Here is a 17,831-nt window from a genome sequence, read left to right on the forward strand (position 1 = left end):
CGGCGCACAACCAATCGGCTTTACGAAAGCGTCACCGATCGCCACTGGCACAGCTCCGACCTGCGGTTTTCAATGGTCGACACCATGGCACTGCTGAGCGCGCTCCTCCGTACCGCCCGGATGGCCCGGCACACCTCACGCCTCGCCGCCGGACTGCCGGCCGACGAGGAGGTGCTGCTCGACGCCCCCGACCACCGGCTGGGCCCCGCGCTGGTCGCGGCGGCCCAGAGCGATTACGCCCCCGCCGCCGCGCTGCTGGCCGCCACCCGCGAGTCCGCCGAGTGGGAGAACCGCGACCGGTACGCCCTCCGCCTCGCCGCCTTCGCCCGCTCCCGCGACGAATGGCTCGGACGGTGGCAGGCCGACGACCCGCACGACCCGGACGTCCTCCTCGTCAGGGCCGAACTGGCCGTCCGCCGCGCCTGGGCGTCCCCCGCGCGGGTGGAACTGCTGCGCGAGCTCGGCCCGCTGATCATGTCCGCCGCCGAGGGCGATCCGCGCGACCCGGTGCCGTGGCGGATCGCGCTCGACCACGCCCGCGGCACCAACGTCAGGCACACCGAGTTCGAGCAGCTCTGGGCCCAGGCCGTCCGGCGCTCCCCGCACCACTACGGCTGCCACGTGGCCGCTCTCCAGTACCTCTCCGCCGCCTGGTACGGCTCGCACAGCGAGTGCTTCGACTTCGCCGAGCCCGCCGCGCAGGACGCCCTGCCGGGCTCCCTGGTCCAGGCCCTGCCGGTGCGCGCGGCCTTCGCCTATCTGACCGAGGGCGGCGGTCCCGAGGTGCCGCGCGAGCGCCTGGACGCCGCGGCCGACCTCGCGATCTCGGTGTCGGCCTGCTACGCCGCCGCCGACCCGTGGCCCGCCGAGGTGCGCAATCTGCTGACGTACGTCCTGGTCCGGCTGGAGCGCTGGCAGGACGCCCTGGAGCAGCTTCGCCTCATCGGGCCGTACGTGACCTCGTTCCCCTGGGCCAAGGTCTCCGACGACCCGCTCGGGCAGTACCTGGAGCTGCGCGACGGAGTCCGTCTGGAGGTCGCCTCGGGCCTTCCGCTGCGGGACCGCCCCCCCGGCCGGCTCCCCCGGATCGGGTACGGCGGACTCGTCCGCTCCGTCGACCATTAGGCTTTCCCGTCGTGACCACCGTCCGGCTCCCGCTCTTCCCCCTGAACTCGGTGCTGTTCCCCGGGCTCGTGCTTCCTCTGAACGTGTTCGAGGAGCGCTATCGCGCCATGATGCGCGAGCTGCTCAAGACACCCGAGGACGAATCCCGCCGATTCGCCGTCGTCGCCGTCCGCGACGGCCATGAGCTCTCGCCCAGTGCGCCCGGCATGCCCGACGGGAGCGCCGTGCCCGACCGCGGGCCCGCCGCCGGGTTCGGGGACGATCCGCTCGCGGCCTTCCACGAGGTGGGCTGCGTCGCGGACGCGGCGACCATCCGGGAGCGCGCCGACGGCAGCTTCGAGGTGCTGGCGACCGGCACGACACGGGTCCGGCTGCTGTCGGTGGACGCCTCCGGGGCGTTCCTGACGGCCGAGCTGGAGGAACTCCCGGAGGACCCGGGCGACGAGGCCGGGGCGCTCGCCGAGGGCGTCCTGCGCGCCTTCCGGCAGTACCAGAAGCGGCTGGCCGGGGCGCGCGAGCGCTCGCTGTCGACCGGCGCGGACCTGCCGGACGAACCGGCGGTGGTCTCCTATCTCGTCGCCGCCGCCGTGATGCTGGACGTGCCGGCCCGGCAGCGGCTGCTCCAGGCCCCCGACACGGCCTCCCGGCTGCGCGAGGAGCTGAAGGTGCTGCGCGCGGAGACGGCGATCATCCGTAATCTGCCGTCGTTGCCCGCGTCGGACCTGACGCGCGGCCCGACGAGCCTGAACTGACGCTTGCGAGAAGGTCGATGGCCAAGAAGGCGAAGAAGCAGTCCGGCGGCACCCCCGCCACGGTGGCGCTGACGGAGGCGGGCGTCCCGTTCACCGTCCACGCCTACGAGCACGATCCCTCCCACCCGTCCTACGGCGAGGAGGCGGCCGAGGCGATGGGCGTGTCGCCGGAGCGGGTCTTCAAGACCCTGGTGGCGGACGTGGACGGCGCGCTCGTGGTCGCGGTCGTCCCGGTGGCGGGCTCGCTCGACCTCAAGGCCCTCGCCACGGCGGTGGGCGGCAAGCGGGCGGTGATGGCCGACCCGGCGGCGGCCGAGCGCACGACGGGCTACGTCCGCGGCGGCATCTCGCCCCTCGGCCAGCGCAAGAGGCTCCGTACCGTCCTGGACTCCTCGGCCTCCGGGCACGCCACGATCTGCGTCTCGGCGGGCCGCCGCGGCATGGAGGTCGAGCTCTCCCCCGGCGACCTCGCGAAGCTCACGGAGGCGGTGTCCGCACCCGTCGGACGCACGTGACCGGCCGTCGGCGCCCCGCGGCTTCACGGCTTGCGCGGCCCCTCGACGGATGCCTTCTCCTCGGTTAAGCACGAAGGGCATGTCGAAGAGAACGCGCAAACGCAAGTGGCGCATCAAGAAGGGCCGTTCCAACCACGGCCGCCGACCCGCCTGACCCACGCCGCACAGGGAAGGGCCGGCCGGACAGCCGTTCCCACGGCGTCCGGCCGGCCCCGACTCCCCGCGGCGGTACGACAGGCCCTGGTGCCGTGACGGGCAACGGCCCCAGGTCGTGTCCGGCCTAGACGGCCGGAGGTCCCTGCGGCGGCGCGGCCGGGTAGGGGTTCTGCTGGTACGGGTCGGGGTCACGCGGGCCGAACAGGGCCATGAGGCTCAGGTGGACCACCAGGGCGCTCAGGGACCACGCCAGCAGCGCGCCCTTGGCACCGAGCTTCAGCGGCGCGGAGAACGTGACGCCCTTGCCCACGGCCTTGGCGTGCTCGACCACGTTCTGCGTGGGGCCGAGCCAGATCCCCACCCGCCAGGCGAGCAGCGAGCCGAGCAGGCCGCCCAGGGCGAGCGCGATCACCAGGGGCACACCGCCGCGTCGGCGCACGAGGAACACGACCAGGGCGCTCAGCGCTCCGAAGCCGAGCGCGAGCAGGGTGAAGGTTCCGTCGACGCCGATCGCCTGCTCCCCCTCGGTGTCCTTCAGATACACCGCGGTGGCGTCCGCGACCAGCGGCACATGGGGTGCCAGCCACGACCAGAGCACCCCGAGCAGAGCCCCCGCGAGGGCGACCGCGACCGTGATCACGGCGGCCTCCCGCACTTCGGTCTTCATGCCGGGTCCGTCCTGTCCGTAGGAGACCTCGTACGCGCCCGGGTACACGGGGTGACCCGCGGGGCCGGGAGCGGGCGGAGTCTGCCAGGCAGGGTGCGGTTGCCGCCGGTCCTCGGGGGACTGTTCGTGCGGCGGCGGAGGTGGAGTCAGCGGAGCGGTCACCCTGCCATCGTGCCAGGCCCCGCTGTGGGCCGCGTCACCGGAGCCGCGTCACCGCACGGCGGCCCGGCGGTAGGCCCAGGCCGCGAGGGCCAGCGAGACCACCCCGACCGCGCCGCACACGGCGAGATCGGCGACGACGGCCGCCCAGTCGGGACGCGCCCCGAAGGTACGGGCGAAGGCCTCGACACCGTAGGTCGAGGGCAGCAGGTCCCGGAGGTACTGCACCGGGGCCGGCATCCGGTCCGCCGGGAGGACGCCCAGCAGCAGGGCCGCGGACATGCCCATCTGGCCGAGCAGGGTGGCAAGCTCGGGCCGCGGCGCGAGCAGCCCGAACGCGGCGCCGAGCCCGGCGAGCGCGGCGCCCGCGAGCGGGACGACCGCGGCCAGCACCCACAGATGGGCGAGCGGCAGCCCGAAGATCAGGCATCCGACGACGGCGGTGACGAGGGTGCCGGGCACCGTGAAGGACGCGTACGCGGCCGCGGCCCCGAGCACCACGGCCGCCGGCGGCACCGGCAGCGTCGCGTAGTGGTCGAGCCCGCCGCTCGCCCGCAGTTGCCCGAAGTACTGCGCGAGCAGGTTGAGGGCGACGAAGGCGACGACCAGGACCGTGGAGCCGGCGACCACGGCCCGCGCCTCGGCGCCGCCGTCCACCACTCCGCGCATCATGATCATGATGCCGAGGGACTGGAAGGTGGCCACGAACAGCAGCGGGATCCGGGCGACACGGGCGCGGGAGAGCTGCGCCCGGTACACGGCGGCCAGCGAGGGCCACAGCCGCGCCCGCGGCCCCAGCTCCGCGGCCGCGCCGGCGCCCTCGGCCAGGGGCAGCGCGCTGCCCGGCAGAACTCCAGCGGGTACGGCACTCACGTCGAACTGCTCCCCTTCGTCGGCAGCCGTCCTGTTCCGCTCACGTACGACGCCCCTCTCCCGTACGGATTCCACGCCCTGGACACTCACGCCTTCACCAGTCCCTGCGTCGCATGGCCGCCGAGCGCCAGATACACGTCCTCCAGGCTCGGCGTGGCCAGGGTGAAGTCGTCGAGTGCGGCGAAGGCGGCTCCGCCGGTGACCGTGGCCACGGCCGCGCGGGCCTCCTCGGGCGCGAGCCGCAGCGTCCAGCGGCGGCCCGACTCGACGGCGCGGGCCCGCAGCGCGGCGACCTCGGGAACGTGCAGCGGGGCGTTCTCGCGCCAGACGAGCTCGACCCGCACCTCGCCCGCGACCTGCTCCTTGAGCCCGGCGGGGGTGTCGCAGGCGATGACCCGTCCCTCGTCGAGGACGGCGACCCGGTCGAGGACCGTCTCGGCCTCGATGACGTTGTGGGTGACGAGCAGGACCGTGGCGCCCTGTTCCGCGCGGCGCCGGTCGACGGCGGCCCACACGGCGCGCCGGGCGACGGGGTCCATGCCCGTGGTGGGCTCGTCGAGGACGAGCAGCGGGCGCCGCCCGACGAGGGCCGCGGCGAGGCAGGCGAGCCTGCGCTGTCCGCCGGAGAGCTTCCTCAGGGGGCGGGAGGCGAGCGCGGTCAGGCCCAGTTCGTCGAGGACGGCGTCCCGCTCGGCCCGCGCCGCGCGGAGGTCGAGCCCGCGCAGCCGCCCGGTCGTCTCGGCGGCGAGGGACACCGTCAGCTCGTCCAGGGCGGTGGACTCCTGCCCGAGGTAGGCGAGGATGCGGGCCGCCCGTTCGGGGTGGCGCACGATGTCGTGTCCGAGGATCTCGACGCTGCCGCTGTCGGGGCGCATCAGCCCGGTGAGCTGGCGTACGAGGGTGGACTTGCCGGCGCCGTTCGGCCCGAGCAGCCCGAAGATCTCGCCCCGGCGAATGTCGAGCCGTACCCCGTCGGTGGCTCTGACCTCGGGCGTGGCGGGTGTGCCGCGGCGGCCTCGGACGGCCGGATAGGTCTTGGTGAGACCTCGCACGGCGCACACGACATCGCCCCTTTGTCCCGTCGGGGCCGTCTGTGCCGTGCGCGTACTCACGAAGGACGAGAGTACGTGGTCCGGAGCCCCAAGATGCGATCGGGGCCGTGGCGGGCCCCGGGCGAAGCCCTCCGCGGCCCCTGCCCGGGGCCGGGGATCACTCCCCCGCGGGCGCGTGCTCCGTCGCGGTGCGGACGTCGATCTCCCGCCAGAATCCGGCGCGGATCGCGTAGCGGTCGTGCTCGTCGATCTGGTCGTCCTTGTGCGCGAGCAGGCCGAAGCGGGCGGCGTAGCGCAGCAGTTCGCCGTCCACCCGGTGGGGGACCCGCGGGTACATCGCCGACAGCTTCTGCAGATGGCTCGCGTCGGTGAGGCGCCCCATCCAGCGGCGCGCGAAGACCTGGCCCACCTCGTACGGGTCGCCGCCGACCGTGGTGATGTCCTCCTCGCGGTCCGCCCACCGCTGCTCGGCGGAGGTGAGCTGGGCGAGCGTGGGCAGCGCGGCGGCCTCGGGGGACTCCGTGGTGGCGCCGGGCCGGTCGACCCAGCCCTTGTCCGAGGACCAGCGCAGTGTGGCGTTGGCGGGGTGCTGGGCGGGCTGGGTGCCCGGCCCGCGGAGCGCGGCCAGGTCCTTCGGTGTGGGGACTCCCTTGGCGGAGGGCAGCCGTTCCTGGGCGCCGTTCGGCGATTCGGCCGCCTGGTGGTGCTCGGCCTCCTGGGCGGAGCGCTCGGCGGCGGCCGCGAGCGCGGACTCGGGCAGCGGCGCGGAGAGGATGGCGGCGATCTCGGGGCGCGGTACCGGCGGCGGGGCGCAGATCCCGCCGATCTCCTTGGCGCGGACCGCCTTGATGATCCAGGCACGGTCGAGCACCCGCCGCTCGTCGGCCTCGGCCACCAGGTCCTCGGACTGGTTGTAGTCGCCGTCCGCGGCCTGCACGGCCCACAGGTGTACGGCCACGCCGTGCTCCTTGGCGGCCATCATGCCCGGCAGCAGATCGCCGTCGCCGGTCACGAGGACGATGTCGGAGCAGGCGCGGTTACGCGCGAGCTCGGTCAGCTCGGCGTGCATGGCGGCGTCCACGCCCTTCTGCGCCCACCGTCCGTCACTGCGGGTCAGCGCGCCCAGGCGCACCGTGACCCGGGGCATCACGCGCAGCCTGCGGTGTTCGGGCTGGGGTACGCGGTCGGGGGCGCCGTCGAACCAGTAGATGCGCAGCAGGGGCCGTTCGGTGTCGGACTCGGCGCGCTCGCGCAGGCCCTGGATGAGGGCGGTGTGGTCGACGGTGATCCGGGATCGGGACGGCTCCCCCGCGAGGAGACTGGCGGCGGCCCCGAGCAGATACCCGGCGTCCACCAGGACGATGCAGCGGTCCACGCGATCCACCCTCTTTCCGGGAGGTTTGCTTCGGGCTTCCTTGGAGTCTGCCCGACCGTGCGGAGGTTAACGGCCGGAACTCGATCTTCGGCGTGGCGGATCGGATGAACACCTGCCGACAGGTCTTATTACGCACGGTAATTCTACGAAATGCGCTGCTTGTCAGCCTATGTGAATCTGGTCGCGGCCCTGGCCCCTAGTTCCCCCGCAGGAGGCAGATCACCATGGCCAAGAACAAGAATCGCAAGCAGGGCAGCCATCAGGACCGCTCCTCGCAGGCCGAGCGTGCGCAGGAGCAGGCCCAGCGGTCGTCGGCGCAGGCACAGCAGTCGCCGATGTCGCAGGCCCAGGGCAGCCCCGCCGATGTTGCCCGTAAGCATCAGAGGCGTTTCGGCCACAACTGAGGCCGCCGCGCGGGCTGTTGAGGCCCGGACACGCACTGAGGGGCGCATCCCGTACCGGATGCGCCCCTCGATGCGTCTGTGTGTCTCCGCCGCGGTGTCTCCGCCGCCTTCGCCGCCTTCGCCGCGCGGTGGTCAGCCGGCCAGGCAGGCCGGGCCGAGCAGCACCTTCAGGTCGCCGAAGAGCGCCGGGTCCGGCTTCACCCGGTGCCGGTCGAGCCGCAGGACCGTGGTCCTGCTCGGGCCCTGGAGCCGGATGCGGACCTCGCTCTCGCCCTTGTGGTGACTGAGGATCTCGCCGAGACGGCTGACCATCGGCGGAGTCACCTTCAGCGCCGGGATGGTGAGGATCACGGGAGCGTTGGTGCCCGCGTTCGACAGGTCCGGGACCTGGAGTTCCATCGCGACCAGCCGCGGCACGTCCTCGCGCTTGTCGAGGCGCCCCTTGACGAAGACGACGGCGTCCTCGACGAGTTGGGTCGACACGAGCTGGTACGTCGCGGGGAAGAACATGCACTCGATGGAGCCCGCGAGGTCCTCGACGGTGGCGATGGCCCAGGCGTTGCCCTGCTTGGTCATCTTGCGCTGGAGGCCCGAGATGATGCCGCCGATCGTGACGACCGCGCCGTCCGCGTGCTCGCCTCCGGTGAGCTGGGAGATACCCGCGTCGGCCTTGTCGGACAGGACGTGCTCCAGGCCGAAGAGCGGGTGGTCGGAGACGTACAGACCGAGCATCTCGCGCTCCTGGGCGAGCAGGTAGACCTTGTCCCACTCGTCGGTGGTGAACTCCACGTCGAGTCCGAAGCCGGGCTCGCTGGTGTCCTCGTCCCCCATGCCGCCGAAGAGGTCGAACTGGCCCTCGGCCTCCTTGCGCTTCACCGCCACCACGTTGTCGATCATCGGCTCGAACTGCGCGGTGAGGCCCTTGCGGGTGTGCCCCATCGTGTCGAACGCGCCCGCCTTGATCAGTGATTCCGTGGTGCGCTTGTTGCAGGCGACCGCCTCGACCTTGTCGAGGTAGTCCGGGAAGGAGGCGTACTTCCCCTTGGCCTTGCGGCTGCGGATGATCGACTCGACGACGTTCGTGCCGACGTTGCGGACGGCCGAGAGGCCGAAGAGGATCACGTCGTCGCCCTGGGCGGCGAAGTTCTGCTCGGACTCGTTCACGTTGGGCGGGAGCACCTTGATGCCCATGCGCCGGCACTCGTTGAGATAGACGGCCGACTTGTCCTTGTCGTCCTTGACCGAGGTGAGCAGCGCGGCCATGTACTCGGCCGGGTAGTTCGCCTTCAGGTACCCGGTCCAGTACGAGACGAGGCCGTACGCGGCGGAGTGCGCCTTGTTGAAGGCGTAGCCGGCGAAGGGGACCAGCACGTCCCACAGTCCCTGGATGGCCTCGTCGCTGTACTCGTTCTTGCGGGCGCCCTCCTGGAAGAGGACGAAGTTCTTCGCCAGCTCGTCGGGCTTCTTCTTGCCCATCACGCGGCGCAGGATGTCGGCCTCGCCGAGCGAGTACCCGGCGATGATCTGGGCGGCCTTCTGGACCTGCTCCTGGTACACGATCAGGCCGTAGGTGACGGCCAGCACCTCTTCGAGCGGCTTCTCCAGCTCGGGGTGGATCGGCGTGATCTCCTGGCGGCCGTTCTTGCGCTCCGCGTAGTTGATGTGCGAGTTCATGCCCATCGGGCCCGGCCGGTACAGGGCCGAGACGGCGGAGATGTCCTCGAAGTTGTCGGGCTGCATCTGGCGGAGCAGCGAACGCATCGGGCCGCCGTCGAACTGGAAGACACCGAGGGTGTCACCGCGGCAGAGCAGTTCGAAGGTCTTGGGGTCGTCCAGCGGGAGGGCGAGCATCTCCAGGTCGACGCCCTTGTTGGCCTTCACCATCTTGATGGCGTCGTCCATGATCGTGAGGTTGCGCAGGCCCAGGAAGTCCATCTTGAGCAGGCCCAGCGACTCGCACTGGGGGTAGTCCCACTGGGTGATGGTCACGCCGTCGGTGTGCCGCACCCAGATGGGGGCGTGGTCGACGATGGGCTCGCTGGACATGATCACGCCGGCGGCGTGCACGCCCATCTGCCGCACCAGGCCCTCGACGCCCTTGGCGGTGTCGATGACCTTCTTCACGTCCGGCTCGTTCTCGTACATCCCGCGGATCTCGCCGGCCTCGCCGTAGCGGGGGTGCGAGGGGTCGGTGATGCCGTTCAGGTCGATGCCCTTGCCGAGGACGTCGGCGGGCATCGCCTTGGTGAGCCGGTCGCCCATCGCGTACGGGTAGCCCAGCACGCGCGCGGAGTCCTTGATGGCGTTCTTCGCCTTGATCTTGCCGTACGTGCCGATCATGGCGACCTTGTCGGCGCCGTACTTCTCGGTCACGTACCTGATCACCTCGACGCGCCTGCGCTCGTCGAAGTCGATGTCGACGTCGGGCATGGAGACGCGCTCGGGGTTGAGGAACCGCTCGAAGATCAGGCCGTGCGGGATCGGGTCGAGGTCGGTGATGCCCATGGCGTACGCGACGATCGAGCCGGCCGCGGAACCACGGCCCGGTCCCACCGCGATGCCCTGCTTCTTGGCCCACATGATGAAGTCGGCGACGACGAGGAAGTACCCGGGGAACCCCATCTGGATGATGACGTCCATCTCGTACTCGGCCTGCTTCTGGCGGTCGTCGGGGATGCCGCCGGGGAAGCGGCGCTCCATGCCGAGGCGCACCTCCTCCTGGAACCAGGTGACCTCGGTGAAGCCGTCCGGGATGTCGAACTTCGGCATGAGGTTCTTCGCCTCGAACATGCCGGTCGTGTCGATCTGCTCGGCCACCAGGAGGGTGTTGGCGCAGCCCTCCTGCCAGGCGTCCGAGGAGTCGACGGCGTACATCTCGTCCGTCGTCTTCAGGTAGTAGCCGGTGCCGTCGAAGCGGAAACGGTCCGGGTCGGAGAGGTTCTTGCCGGTCTGGATGCACAGCAGGGCGTCGTGGGCGGTCGCCTCGTGCGCGTACGTGTAGTGCGAGTCGTTCGTCACCAGGGGCGGGATGCCGAGCTTCTTGCCGATCTCCAGGAGCCCGTCGCGGACCCGGCGCTCGATCTCGATGCCGTGGTCCATCAGCTCCAGGAAGTAGCGGTCCTTGCCGAAGATGTCCTGGTACTCGGCGGCCGACTTCAGGGCCTCGTCGAACTGGCCGAGGCGCAGCCTGGTCTGGAGCTCGCCCGAGGGGCAGCCGGTGGAGGCGATGAGCCCCTCCGACCACTTCGAGATCGTCTCCTTGTCCATCCGGGGCCACTTCTGGAGCCAGCCCTCGGCGTACGCGTCCGAGGAGAGCTTGAAGAGGTTGTGCAGGCCCGTCCGGTTCGACGCCCAGATCGTCTTGTGCGTGTAACCGCCCGAACCGGACACGTCGTCGCGCTTCTGGTGCGGCTGGCCCCACTGGATCTTGCGCTTGTTGCGCCGGGACTCCGGGGCGACGTACGCCTCGATGCCGATGATCGGGGTGACGCCCGCCTTCTTCGCCGTGTGGAAGAAGTCATAGGCCCCGTGGAGGTTGCCGTGGTCGCTCATCGCGATATGGGTCATGCCCATCTCGTTGCACGCGTCGAACATGTCCTTCAGCCGCGCGGCACCGTCCAGCAGCGAGTACTGGGTGTGGACGTGCAGGTGCGTGAACGGCGGCTTCGACACGGTTTCGGCCTCCAGGAAGAACCATCGGTTACAGGCTGCGGACAGTCTGGGGGGTCAGCGTCGAAGTCTATGACGCGGGACTGACACTCGGCGGAGGATCATCCGTACCGTCGTACGGGGGCCCGTCCGGGGTGTGCGTTCGCCGCCGGAACCCGGGCACTCCCGCGTATCTTCGTCCGTTGGAAGTGGACGGACCCCTTGTCCCGGGGCGGCGCGCCCGCCCCGTCATGTCACGCACCACCTGCACCAGGAGGCACCCAGCGATGTCGGTCCCGCAGCTCAGCGCCGAGCAACGCGGCGAGCAGATCCTCGCCGTCTTCGACACCGCCTTCGGCGAGCTCCTGGCCGCCGACCCGGCCGCGTTCCGCGTGAAGTTCCGCAAGATGGCGGCTTCCGCCTTCGCGTTCTACCGCGGCACGGCGGCGCTCTTCTACCACGACCTCGACCAGGACCGGCGGGGCGGCCCGTACCTGGACGAGCGCACCTCGCGCGTGTGGATCCACGGCGACCTGCACGCCGAGAACTTCGGCACGTACATGGACGCCCAGGGCCGTCTGATCTTCAACGTGAACGACTTCGACGAGGCCTATGTGGGCCCCTTCACATGGGACCTCAAGCGTTTCGCCGCGTCCGTGGCCCTCATCGGGTACGCGAAGGCGCTCAGTGACGAGCAGATCACCGAGCTGGTGCGGGTGTACGCGGCCGCCTACCGCGAGCGCATCCACGCGCTGGCCACCGGCGCCAAGAGCGACGAGGTGCCGCCCTTCACCCTGGACACCGCCGACGGTCCGCTCCTGGACGCGCTGCGCGACGCCCGCTCGCTGACCCGCTTCGGGCTCCTGGACTCGATGACCGAGATCCGCGACTTCGAGCGCCGCTTCGCCCCGGGCGGCGGCTCCATCGAGCTGGACGCCGCCACCCGGTACAAGGTCCTCGCGGCCTTCGACGGCTATCTGGAGACGCTCCCGGAGTCCTCACTGACCCGCCCGGACTCGTACCGCGTGAAGGACGTCGTGGGCCGCCGCGGCATCGGCATCGGCTCGGCCGGCCTGCCCTCGTACAACATCCTTCTGGAGGGCAACAGCGACGCCCTGGAGAACGATGTGGTGATCTACATCAAGCAGGCCCAGACCCCGGCCGTCTCCCGGCACGTCACGGACGCCGCGATCCGCGGCTACTTCCAGCACGAGGGCCACCGCACGGTGATCTCGCAGCGTGCCCTGCAGGCACACGCCGACCCGTGGCTGGGCTGGACCGAGCTGGACGGCGCGGGCCAGCTCGTCGCCGAGGTCTCGCCGTACGCGGTGGACCTGGACTGGGGCGACATCGACGACCCCGAGGAGATCGCCTCGGTGGTCGCGGACCTCGGCCGCTCCACCGCCACGATGCACGCGGCGGCGGACGACGAGAGCGGTCACTCGGAGCTGGTGCCGTTCTCCACGGAGCGGGCCATCGACGCGGCCATCGCGGCCGACGAGGACGGCTTCGCCGACCTCCTGGTGGACTTCGCGCACAGCTACGGCGGCCGCGCGCGAGCCGACCACCAGATCTTCGTGGACCTGTTCCGCAACGGACGGATCCCGGGCCTGTAGAGCACACGGCCGGCCACGGGGCGTCACCCGCGGCCGGCCGCCCCACAACGCTCCCGTAACGCACAGGAGCCCTTTAGGGGATGCTTACGGGAGCGCGTGGGAGACTCACCTCTGCTATGGACATATCCGGGACCCAGCTCAGAGCCGCGCGCGCGGCCGTGTTCACGGCTGTCGTCGTGACGCTCTCCGCCGCGTCGCACGTGCTGCTGTCCCGGATGCCGCTGCCGCTGACCACCGTGGCCGCGATCAGCGCCGCCGTCTTCGCGCTCTCCTTCGCGCTCGCGGGCCGCGAGCGCGGCTTCGGCCGCATCGCCGCCCTGCTCGTCCCGCTGGAGCTGGCCGCCGACACCGTGTTCACGACCGGCCAGCACGTCTGTTACGGCGCGGCGGGCGGCCCGGTCGCGGGCCCGCTGCGCTCCGTCGGCCTCGACGTGCTGTGCGGCGGCACGGTGGGGACCCCGCTGTCCCGGGTGACCGGCGGCGCCCCCGACCGCGCCGCCGCCCTGCTCACGCACGCCGACCCGGCCGCCGCGTGGCTGCTGCTCGGCGCGCACGTCGCCGTCGGCCTGCTCGCCGCCGCGTGGCTGCGCCGGGGCGAGCGCGCCCTGGACCAGCTCGTGCGCGCGGTGGCCGCCTCGACCTTCCGGCCGCTGCTGCTCGCCGTCGCCGCGGTGACCGTACGGCCGGCCCCGGCCCGTCCGCTGCCGCGCACCGCGCACCGGCCGGCCGCCGCCCGCAGTCGCCTGTTCACGCACTCCCTGGGACGCCGCGGACCGCCCCTCAGGGCCGTTCCCGCCTGAACCCTGAGCACGAGCAGTCCCCCTTACGTATTCCGCGTACCACGTTGTGCGCGTCCCTGATGGAGAACACCACCATGAGCAAGCGGAACAGCCAGGCGTCGAAGACGGCGGCGCGCGAGAAGCTGCGCCAGGAGCGCGAGCGTCAGGCCAAGCGCGACAAGGTCAAGCGCCAGGCGATCGTGGCCGGCTCCCTCGTCGCGGTCCTCGCGATAGCGGGCGGCATCGGCTACGCCGTCGTGCAGAACAACAAGCCCAGCTACTGGGAGGGCCTGAAGGACGCCAAGGTCGCGGCCCCGGCCAACACCACGGGCGCCGACGGCACCACCGTCGTCATCGGCAAGGACACCGCCAAGAAGACCCTCAAGCTCTACGAGGACCCGCGCTGTCCCGTGTGCGCCTCGTTCGAGCAGACCGTCGGCACGACGGTGAAGAAGGACATCGACGACGGCAAGTTCAAGATCCAGTACGTGGGCGGCACGTTCCTCGACGGCGACTCGCTGGGCAAGGGCCAGATCGGTTCGCGCGGCGAGGGCTCCAAGAACGCGATGAGCGCGATGGGCGCCGCGCTGAACGTGAGCCAGGAGGCCTTCCTCGAGTACAAGACCGCGCTGTACTCGGCGAAGTGGCACCCGGAGGAGACGACGGACAAGTTCAAGGACGACGCCTACCTCATCAAGGTCGCGAACACCGTCCCCGCGCTGAAGAACAACGCGAAGTTCCAGGACGCGGTCAAGAAGGGCACCTACGACGCCTGGGCCCTGGCGATGTCGAAGACGTGGGACAACAACAAGGACGGCGTCACCGGCACGCCGAGCCTGGTGATGAACGGCAAGAAGCTCACCGGCTCGGACGGCAACGCGCCGATGACGGTCGCCGACTTCACCACGGCGATCGACGCGGCCCTCAAGGCCTGACCGGCCGACCCCCGGTGACCTGTGTGGTCCGAGTGATCTGAGCGGCGAAAAGCCAAAGAGCGGGCGAACTTTTCCAGTTCGCCCGCTCTTGGCTTGTACTGATCGGTAACCTCATCGCCCGTGACCAGTCGACTCAGATCAACCAACTCCGGGGACGCCCTCAACTCCCGCGCCCCGCGCCGCCGTACGGTCGTCAAGGCCGCGGCCGCCACCGCCGTACTCGCCGCCCCGCTCGCGGCCGCCCTGCCGGCCCGCGCCGCCGAGGCACCCGTCTTCCTGCACGGAGTCGCCTCCGGCGACCCGCTGCCCGACGGCATCCTGCTGTGGACCCGGGTGACGCCCACCTCCCAGGCGATACCCGGCTCCGGGCTCGGCCCGGACACCGAGGTGAGCTGGACCGTCGCCCGGGACAAGGCGTTCACGTCCGTCGTCGCCACGGGTTCCACCGTCGCGACCGCCGCCACCGACCACACCGTCAAGGCGGACATCCGCGGCCTCCAGCCCGCCACCGACTACTGGTTCCGCTTCTCCTCCGGCGGCACCGACTCGCCCGTCGCCCGCACCCGCACCACCCCGGCCGCCGACGCCTCCGTCGCCGGTCTGCGCTTCGGCGTGGTCTCCTGCGCCAACTGGGAGGCCGGCTACTTCTCGGCGTACCGCCACCTCGCCGCCCGAGGCGACCTCGACGCCTGGCTGCACCTCGGCGACTACATCTACGAGTACAAGTCCGGCGAGTACGGGACCCGCGGCACGGTCGTACGGCCGCACGCCCCCGCGGGTGAGATCCTCACCCTCGCCGACTACCGCACCCGGCACGGCCGTTACAAGACGGACCCCGACCTCCAGGCCCTGCACCACAAGGCGCCGGTCGTCGCGATCTGGGACGACCACGAGTTCGCCGACAACTCCTGGTCGGGCGGCGCGGTGAACCACACCGAGGGCGCCGAGGGCACCTGGTCGGCCCGTCAGACCGCCGCCAAGCAGGCCTACTTCGAGTGGATGCCGGTCCGCCCCGCCATCGCCGGAACCACCTACCGCCGGCTGCGCTTCGGCAAGCTCGCCGACCTCGCGCTGCTCGACCTGCGCTCCTTCCGCTCGCAGCAGGCGTCCACCGCCAGCGGCTCGGTCGACGACCCGGACCGTACGATCACCGGCCGCGCCCAGCTCGACTGGCTGAAGTCCGGGCTCAAGTCCTCGGACACCACCTGGCGTCTGGTCGGCAACTCGGTGATGATCTCGCCGTTCGCGGTGGGCTCCCTCTCCGCCGACCTCCTCAAGCCGCTCGCCAAGCTCCTCGGACTCCCGCAGGAGGGCATCGCCGTCAACACCGACCAGTGGGACGGCTACACCGACGACCGCCGCGAACTGCTCGCGCACCTGCGGTCCAACGCCATCCGCAACACGGTCTTCCTGACCGGCGACATCCACATGGCCTGGGCCAACGACGTGCCGGTGGACGCCGGTACGTACCCGCTGTCCCCGTCCGCCGCCACGGAGTTCGTCGTCACCTCGATCACGTCCGACAACCTCGACGACATCGTCAAGGTCCCCGAGGGCGTCGTCTCGGCCGTCGCCTCCCCGATCATCCGCGCGGCCAACCGCCATGTGCACTGGGTCGACACCGACCGGCACGGCTACGGGGTCCTGGACATCACGGCCGACCGCGCGCAGATGGACTACTACGTGCTGTCCGACCGCACGAACCCGAACGCGACCTCGTCCTGGGCCCGTTCGTACCGCACGCGCAGCGGCACGCAGTCGGTGGAGCGGACGTACGACCCGGTGTAACCCCCCGGGCTACAGCGAATCGAGGAAGCCGAGTGCCACCTTCCAGGTGGCCTCGGCCGCCTCGGCGTCGTAGTCCGGCAGGTCCGGGTCGGTGTAGACGTGCCCCGCGCCCGCGTACCGGTAGATCTCCACATCGGCTCCGGTTCGCTGCATCTGGAGATACCAGGCGCTCAGCCAGTCGTCCGTCTCGAACTGGTCGGGCTCGGCGACATGGAGCTGGACCGGAAGCCCGTCCACCGACGCGCTCTCGGCGATGTCCGACGTGCCGTGCAGCAGAAGCAGTCCGCGCGCCTTCTCGTCACCGAGGGCCAGGGTCTGACCGATCGAGGCGCCGAGGGAGAAGCCCGCGTAGACGAGGCCTCGGTCGGAGTAGGGCGCGGCGGCCAGGACCGCCCGCTTGAGCAGCTCGTCCTTGCCGATCCCGTCGCTGAAGGCCATGCCCTCCTCGACGGTCTCGAAGGTGTGCCCCTCGAAGAGGTCGGGGGTCCACACCTCGTGGCCCGCGGCGCGCAGCCGGTCCGCCGCCGCGCGCACCGCCGGCCGCGGGCCGTAGGTCGAGTGAAAGAGCATGATGTTCATGGACTCCATGGTGCCAGCCGGCACCGACGGCGCCCGCTCCGGCCGTCCGGCGGGGTGGCCCCGGGCCGGTTGCCGGGTGCCCCGGAACGATCCCCTGGGATACCCCGTTCCGCCCCGAGAACACATGTTCATCACGCCGGTGGCCGGTTAGCTTCTCAGGCATGGAGAACGTACTGCGCCCGGTGATCGTCGTCGGTGGCTCGGTCGTGCTCACCCTCCTCATCGGATGGTCCGTGGACCGTCTGCTGCGGCGGGCGGACGACCGGCACAGCGAGACCTCCCTGTGGGGTCTGCTCCGCCGCGGCCGTGTCCCCTTCCAGCTCGTCCTGTTCGCGGCCCTGCTCAGAGGCTCCTACGGCCAGGTGAGGCTCCTGGTCGAGCACCGGACCGGCATCGGCCGGACACTGACCCTGATCCTCATCGGCGCCGCCGCCTGGCTGGTGGTGAGCATCGCCACGGCGGTCGTCGAGACCTCGTACAGCCGCTACGCGAACGCGCACCGCGATCCGGCCCGGATCCGCCGGGTCCGCACCCAGGTCACGCTGATCCAGCGGGTGGTCACCGCGGTCGTCGGTGTCGTCGCCGCCGCCGCGATGCTGCTCACCTTCCCCGCGATGCGCGCGGCCGGCGCCTCGCTGCTGGCCTCGGCCGGGATCCTCGGCATCGTCGCCGGTGTCGCGGCCCAGTCCACCCTCTCGAACCTCTTCGCCGGACTCCAGATCGCCTTCGGCGACATGGTGCGGCTCGGCGACACCGTGGTGGTCGACGGCGAGTGGGGCACGGTCGAGGAGATCACCCTGACGTTCCTGACGGTACGGACCTGGGACGAGCGCCGGATCACCATGCCGGTCTCGTACTTCACGTCGAAGCCGTTCGAGAACTGGTCGCGCGGCACCCCCCAGATGACCGGCATCGTCTTCCTGCACCTCGACCACTCCGCCCCGGTGGAGGCGATGCGCGGGAAGCTGCGCGACATCCTGCGCGAGTGCCCGGCCTGGGACGGCCGCGACTACGGCCTCGCCGTCACCGACTCGACGCCCAACACCATGCAGGTGCGCGCCCTGGTCACCGCGAAGGACGCGGACGACATCTGGACGGTACGGGTCACGGTCCGTGAGCAGCTGATCCGCTGGCTGACCGAACAGCACCCCTACGCGCTCCCCCGCGTCAACACCTCCGAGGCGGCGCTGCTCCCCGGACGGACCTCGCGCACCGGCCGCCCGGATCCGGACGCGGCGGCGTCCCGCCCCCACGCCCGCCACACCCACGAACCACCCCGCACGGGCCCGGGCCGCGGCTGAGCGGTCCCGACCCCGGCCCCGGCGGACCACCCGGACCCGGCGCCCCGACGGGACGGCAAGGTCCGCCGGGCCCGGGGCCGCCACGCCGTCGGGGCACGGCGGGCGCG

Annotated in this window: 15 protein-coding genes; 9 read left to right on the forward strand and 6 right to left on the reverse strand. The window is 71.4% G+C overall.

Going from position 1 to position 17,831, the window contains the following annotated elements:
* Positions 1-84: 84 nt before the first annotated feature.
* From ACIQ7M_RS12455 to ybaK, 3 genes are read left to right on the forward strand one after another with little or no spacing between them, the layout of a single operon-like run.
* Positions 85-1,125 (forward strand): hypothetical protein, encoded by a 1,041-nt coding sequence (locus tag ACIQ7M_RS12455; RefSeq protein ID WP_403642896.1) that lies wholly within the window; start codon positions 85-87, stop codon positions 1,123-1,125.
* An 11-nt stretch (positions 1,126-1,136) separates the two neighbouring features.
* Entirely contained in the window at positions 1,137-1,877 is a 741-nt protein-coding gene (locus ACIQ7M_RS12460) for an LON peptidase substrate-binding domain-containing protein (RefSeq protein WP_355760020.1), read from the forward strand.
* Between the two features lie 17 nt (positions 1,878-1,894).
* Entirely contained in the window at positions 1,895-2,392 is a 498-nt protein-coding gene (gene ybaK, locus ACIQ7M_RS12465) for a Cys-tRNA(Pro) deacylase (protein ID WP_355760022.1), read from the forward strand.
* A 280-nt stretch (positions 2,393-2,672) separates the two neighbouring features.
* Here the strand turns inward: ybaK and ACIQ7M_RS12470 are convergent, their stop codons facing one another.
* The 4 genes from ACIQ7M_RS12470 to ACIQ7M_RS12485 all read right to left on the reverse strand — a co-directional run bounded on the left by ACIQ7M_RS12470 (position 2,673) and on the right by ACIQ7M_RS12485 (position 6,674).
* Positions 2,673-3,377 carry an AAA family ATPase gene (locus ACIQ7M_RS12470; RefSeq protein WP_403642899.1) on the reverse strand — a complete coding sequence of 235 codons (705 nt, stop codon included), beginning with the start codon at positions 3,375-3,377 and terminating at the stop codon, positions 2,673-2,675.
* 48 nt (positions 3,378-3,425) lie between these two features.
* Entirely contained in the window at positions 3,426-4,247 is an 822-nt protein-coding gene (locus tag ACIQ7M_RS12475) for an ABC transporter permease (RefSeq protein ID WP_403643523.1), read from the reverse strand.
* An 86-nt stretch (positions 4,248-4,333) separates the two neighbouring features.
* Positions 4,334-5,308, reverse strand: a complete 975-nt coding sequence (locus tag ACIQ7M_RS12480) for an ABC transporter ATP-binding protein (RefSeq protein ID WP_386987426.1) — start codon at positions 5,306-5,308, stop codon at positions 4,334-4,336.
* 148 nt (positions 5,309-5,456) lie between these two features.
* Entirely contained in the window at positions 5,457-6,674 is a 1,218-nt protein-coding gene (locus tag ACIQ7M_RS12485; RefSeq protein WP_355760026.1) for an NYN domain-containing protein, read from the reverse strand.
* 224 nt (positions 6,675-6,898) lie between these two features.
* Between ACIQ7M_RS12485 and ACIQ7M_RS12490 the strand changes: the two genes are divergently transcribed.
* Positions 6,899-7,078 carry a hypothetical protein gene (locus ACIQ7M_RS12490; RefSeq protein WP_355760028.1) on the forward strand — a complete coding sequence of 60 codons (180 nt, stop codon included), beginning with the start codon at positions 6,899-6,901 and terminating at the stop codon, positions 7,076-7,078.
* Between the two features lie 132 nt (positions 7,079-7,210).
* On the opposite strand, the gene dnaE is transcribed toward ACIQ7M_RS12490, so the two are convergent.
* A complete protein-coding gene (gene dnaE, locus ACIQ7M_RS12495; protein WP_355760030.1) occupies positions 7,211-10,750 on the reverse strand; it encodes a DNA polymerase III subunit alpha in 3,540 nt (1,179 codons plus the stop codon).
* Between the two features lie 263 nt (positions 10,751-11,013).
* Between dnaE and ACIQ7M_RS12500 the strand changes: the two genes are divergently transcribed.
* The 4 genes from ACIQ7M_RS12500 to ACIQ7M_RS12515 all read left to right on the forward strand — a co-directional run bounded on the left by ACIQ7M_RS12500 (position 11,014) and on the right by ACIQ7M_RS12515 (position 15,844).
* The gene (locus ACIQ7M_RS12500; RefSeq protein WP_355760032.1) at positions 11,014-12,342 is read left to right on the forward strand and encodes a DUF2252 domain-containing protein; all 1,329 of its coding nucleotides are present in this window, start codon (positions 11,014-11,016) and stop codon (positions 12,340-12,342) included.
* A gap of 116 nt (positions 12,343-12,458) precedes the next feature.
* Positions 12,459-13,142, forward strand: coding sequence for a hypothetical protein (locus ACIQ7M_RS12505; protein ID WP_403642904.1), 684 nt, complete (start codon positions 12,459-12,461; stop codon positions 13,140-13,142).
* A 74-nt stretch (positions 13,143-13,216) separates the two neighbouring features.
* Positions 13,217-14,056 carry a thioredoxin domain-containing protein gene (locus ACIQ7M_RS12510; protein WP_403642907.1) on the forward strand — a complete coding sequence of 280 codons (840 nt, stop codon included), beginning with the start codon at positions 13,217-13,219 and terminating at the stop codon, positions 14,054-14,056.
* Between the two features lie 120 nt (positions 14,057-14,176).
* Positions 14,177-15,844: an alkaline phosphatase D family protein gene (locus ACIQ7M_RS12515; protein ID WP_403642910.1), complete on the forward strand. Its 1,668-nt coding sequence runs from the start codon at positions 14,177-14,179 to the stop codon at positions 15,842-15,844.
* 9 nt (positions 15,845-15,853) lie between these two features.
* Here the strand turns inward: ACIQ7M_RS12515 and ACIQ7M_RS12520 are convergent, their stop codons facing one another.
* On the reverse strand, positions 15,854-16,423 hold the full coding sequence (locus ACIQ7M_RS12520) for a dienelactone hydrolase family protein (protein ID WP_355760040.1): 570 nt from the start codon (positions 16,421-16,423) through the stop codon (positions 15,854-15,856).
* 161 nt (positions 16,424-16,584) lie between these two features.
* On the opposite strand from ACIQ7M_RS12520, the gene ACIQ7M_RS12525 reads away from it, so the two are divergent.
* Complete coding sequence (locus ACIQ7M_RS12525) at positions 16,585-17,724, forward strand: mechanosensitive ion channel domain-containing protein (RefSeq protein ID WP_355760041.1); 1,140 nt, start codon at positions 16,585-16,587, stop codon at positions 17,722-17,724.
* Positions 17,725-17,831 lie beyond the last annotated feature (107 nt).

The sequence above is a fragment of the Streptomyces sp. NPDC096324 genome, from assembly GCF_044763015.1.
GTDB lineage: Bacteria > Actinomycetota > Actinomycetes > Streptomycetales > Streptomycetaceae > Streptomyces.